3 protein-coding genes and 2 pseudogenes are annotated in these 4,253 nt (G+C 43.4%); all 5 read left to right on the top strand.

The window, feature by feature from the left end; translation table 11 throughout:
- A pseudogene (locus FDW87_RS21955) lies at positions 1 to 330 on the top strand (GDP-L-fucose synthase); the annotation flags it as partial.
- Positions 330 to 809, top strand: a complete 480-nt coding sequence (locus tag FDW87_RS06345; protein ID WP_049040308.1) for a GDP-mannose mannosyl hydrolase — start codon at positions 330 to 332, stop codon at positions 807 to 809. The pseudogene FDW87_RS21955 and the gene FDW87_RS06345, both read left to right, overlap by 1 nt.
- Positions 806 to 2,047, top strand: a complete 1,242-nt coding sequence (locus FDW87_RS06340; protein ID WP_049040307.1) for a WcaI family glycosyltransferase — start codon at positions 806 to 808, stop codon at positions 2,045 to 2,047. The genes FDW87_RS06345 and FDW87_RS06340 overlap by 4 nt, the downstream gene beginning before the upstream one ends.
- Positions 2,034 to 3,476 carry a mannose-1-phosphate guanyltransferase gene (gene cpsB, locus FDW87_RS06335; protein WP_049040306.1) on the top strand — a complete coding sequence of 481 codons (1,443 nt, stop codon included), beginning with the start codon at positions 2,034 to 2,036 and terminating at the stop codon, positions 3,474 to 3,476. The genes FDW87_RS06340 and cpsB overlap by 14 nt, the downstream gene beginning before the upstream one ends.
- Positions 3,477 to 3,771: 295 nt before the next feature.
- Positions 3,772 to 4,253 (top strand): annotated as a pseudogene (locus tag FDW87_RS21950) (undecaprenyl-phosphate glucose phosphotransferase); the annotation flags it as partial.

Raw genomic sequence — 4,253 nt, 5'->3', positions numbered from 1 at the left:
GTAGATGATATGGCGGCTGCCAGTATCCATGTCATGGAGCTGGATAATGAAGTATGGCAAGAAAATACCGAACCAATGCTTTCTCATGTCAATGTAGGAACGGGTGAGGATTGTACTATTCGCGAACTCTCTCATGCAATTGCTAAGGTAGTGGGTTTTCGTGGTGATATTATTTTCGATTCCTCTAAACCAGATGGTACTCCACGTAAACTGCTTGATATTAGTCGTCTGAGAAGACTAGGGTGGCATCATGAAATTGGATTGGAACAAGGGTTAGTTAATACTTATCACTGGTTTCTTGAAAATCAGCAGTGTTATCGGGGGGAATAATGTTCCTTAGTAAAGGAGAATTCGCTAATGTGGTGCGTTCAACACCACTTATCTCACTCGACTTTATCATTGAGAATGAGTTTGGAGAGTTTTTAGTCGGAAAAAGGACTCACCGACCAGCTAAGGGGTATTGGTTTGTTCCTGGTGGTAGAGTATTAAAAGATGAAACCCTGGAACTAGCTTTTATGCGTTTAACAGAAGAGGAATTAGGACGGAAATTTTCAATTACCGATGGGCGATTTTTTGGGGTCTGGCAACATTTCTATGATGATAATTTCTCTGGTTCATCTTTTTCTACCCATTATATAGTATTGGGTTATCGACTGAGTATTAATGCCAGTACATTAGTTTTACCTTCAAAGCAGCATGATACGTGGCGATGGGAAAAACCAGATGAATTGAATGCAGATAGCAATGTACATACAAATTCTCAAGCATATTTCAATCCGTTCAGAAAAGAACAGGTGCAGGGTATATGAAAATTCTGGTGTATGGTATCAATTACTCGCCTGAATTGACCGGGATTGGGAAATATACTGGTGAGATGGTGGAGTGGATGGTTCGTCAGGGCCATGATGTCCGCGTTGTTACTGCTCCACCATATTACCCGAACTGGAAAGTGAATAAGCCTTATTCTTCTTGGCGCTATTGTCGGGAAGTTGGGGAGATTATTGTCTGGCGTTGTCCATTGTATGTCCCTAAGCAACCGTCAACACTCAAACGTTTATTGCACTTATGCAGTTTCGCCTTGAGCAGCTTTTTTCCGTTGTTGGCGCAGTATCGATGGAAGCCTGAGTACATAATTGGTGTGGTACCCACATTGTTTTGTACCCCAGCGATGCGCCTACTAGCAAAACTGTCTGGTTCCCGAACAATCCTGCATATCCAGGATTTTGAAGTCGATGCTATGTTAGGGCTGGGACTCGCTTCTGAAGCGCATTTAGGAATACTGCCACGGTTGGCAAAGGTGTTTGAGCGCGATGCTTTGTTAAATGTTGATAGTGTTTCAACCATCTCTCAATCCATGATGAAAAGAGCACAGGATAAAGGCGTTTCCTCAAAAAAACTGATCTTTTTTCCCAATTGGTCTGAAGTGGAAAGATTTAGCCAAGTGGATAGTACTGATGTAGAGAAAATGCGGCAGAAGCTCGGTTTGCCCAGAGAGAAAAAAATTATCCTGTATTCAGGCAATATTGGCGAAAAACAGGGAGTGGAAAATATCGTTGAGGCTGCCGCGTTGACCCAACATAAACCATGGTTATACGTTATTGTTGGTCAGGGGGGCGAGAAATTCAAGATGGAACAAATGGTTCTGCAACGTTCCTTGATGAATGTTAAATTCTATCCATTGCAATCTTATGAATTATTGCCAGCCTTGTTAAGATTAGCTGATTGCCATTTAGTTATTCAAAGGCGTGGTGCTGCAGATGCAGTCCTCCCTTCGAAATTGACAAATATTTTAGCCGCGGGGGGGAATGCCGTTATTACCGCTGAGATACATACTGAACTTGGTCAATTTTGCATGAATTATCCCGGTATTGCGGTCCGGATTGAACCGGAGTCTGTTGGACTACTTGTCGATGGCATTGCTGTGGCATTAGCTATGCCTAAAAAAAATACAATAGCTCAAGCATATGCACAGTCTGCGCTTGAGAAAAATAACGTCTTAAATCAGTTTATTAATAATCTTAAGGGGGTGACATATGAGTCAGAATAACATTCATCCGGTAATTATCGCAGGTGGTTCAGGAAGCCGTTTGTGGCCATTATCCAGAACATTATATCCAAAACAGTTTTTACGCCTGGATGGGGAAAGTTCGATGCTACAATCGACTATTTGTCGACTGAATGGACTCAACTGTTTTCCACCATTAGTTATATGCAATGAAAAACACAGATTTATTGTTGCGGAGCAGTTGCAAGATATTGGGCAGTTAACCGGTAATATCATTCTGGAACCTCTGGCACGTAATACGGCGCCAGCAATCGCGCTAGCGGCAATTTCCGCATGTAATAATAATCCAGATCAAAATCCATTGTTATTGATTTTGGCTGCAGACCATATTATTGAAGAAAATAAACATTTCCACGATGCAGTAATATCAGCGATTCCATTAGCCGAAAAAGGTAAGCTTGTTACATTTGGGATTGTTCCAGATGCACCAGAAACAGGATATGGCTATATTCGTCGCGGGGAAGTCAGCAGTACACAGACTAAAGTTGATTCGGTTGCTTTCAACGTTGATGCCTTTGTTGAAAAACCTGATCTTGAAACTGCTGAAAAATATATCTCTGACGGTGAGTATTACTGGAATAGCGGTATGTTTTTATTCCAGGCCCGGCGCTATCTTGAAGAGCTTGAAAAATATCGCCCGGATATTCTGCAGGCTTGCTTGTTGGCTATGGATAACGCTGAGTTAGACAATGATTTTATCCGTGTCGGCCGGGAAGATTTCCATGCTTGTCCGGAGGAGTCGATCGATTATGCCGTTATGGAGAAAACTACCGATGCTGTGGTTCTGCCTATGAACGTTGGCTGGAGCGATGTGGGTTCATGGTCATCACTTTGGGAAATTAGCAATCGTAATGAAGAGGGCAATGTTTATCATGGTGATGTCATTGACCATAATACAGAGAACAGCTATGTCTATGCAGAGTCAGGGTTGGTGGCAACCGTTGGCGTAAAAGATTTGATTGTCGTCCAAACTAAAGATGCAGTATTAATCGCAAATAAAACAGATGTACAAGATGTCAAAAAAATCGTTACACAAATTCAGGCAGATGGCCGCTCGGAACATCATATTCATCGGGAGGTTTTTAGACCTTGGGGGAAATATGACTCTATCGATGAAGGCGATCGTTATCAGGTTAAAAGAATAACCGTGAAACCCGGCCAGGGCTTTGCATTACGTATGCACCATCATCGTGCAGAACACTGGATTATTGTTGCGGGAACCGCAAAAGTTACGATCCGTGATGAAGTACAGTTATTAAGTGAAAATCAATCAATATATATTCCTCAGGGAACCTTTCATTGCCTTGAAAACCCAGGAAAAGTACCACTTGAGATGATCGAGGTTCGTTCTGGTGTCTATCTTGAGGAGGATGATATTGTGAGGTTTTCTACACATCATGAGCATATATAGAAATGAATTATTCATTTCTTTTTACTGACTTCCTGTGAACTTATTATGAAATAAAAAACAGTGTTTAGCCTTTGTCGCTTATTTATTTAGATAATCAGTTCGGGGCTAACTGTTACCTGAAGAAGGAGAGCACATGAGCCAAATAACCCGTGTTACCACTTGTGATACTCGTTACAGGGCGGTTGGTGGTGCATACCTGAACGCGCGAACGCGCACTCTTCTGGCGTTACTGAATCAGTAATGCCGGTGCTTCCTTTGCCCGCTTATGGGCAAAGGGTGACTAACAGGAACCACGATGACACATCTAAAAAAGCGCGAACGCGCCAAAACCAATGCGTCGTTAATTTCGATGGTGCAACGCTTTTCAGATATCACCATCATGTTTGGCGGGTTGTGGGTGATCTGCGAATTAAGCGGTTTGCCTTTCCTGTATATGCACCTGCTGGTGGCGCTGATCACGCTGGTCGTTTTTCAGATGCTCGGTGGCATAACGGATTTTTATCGCTCCTGGCGCGGCGTCAAAATTTCCACTGAGCTGGTGCTGTTACTACAAAACTGGACGCTGAGTCTGATTTTTAGCGCAGGTCTGATCGCCTTTAATAACGATTTCGATAACCGTCTCGCCGTCTGGCTGGCATGGTATCTGCTTTCAAGCGTCGGCCTGGTGTTGAGTCGTTCGTTTATTCGCTACGGTGCGGGGTGGCTGCGTAATCGTGGTTACAACACCCGCCGGGTGGCGGTGGCTGGCGACCTGCCCGCCGGACAAATGCTGCTGGA

It is taken from the genome of Citrobacter sp. wls826 (assembly GCF_005281245.1).
GTDB lineage: Bacteria > Pseudomonadota > Gammaproteobacteria > Enterobacterales > Enterobacteriaceae > Citrobacter > Citrobacter braakii.
Note: the sequence above shows the minus strand (reverse complement) of the source record. Positions and strands in the feature narration are given on the sequence as shown.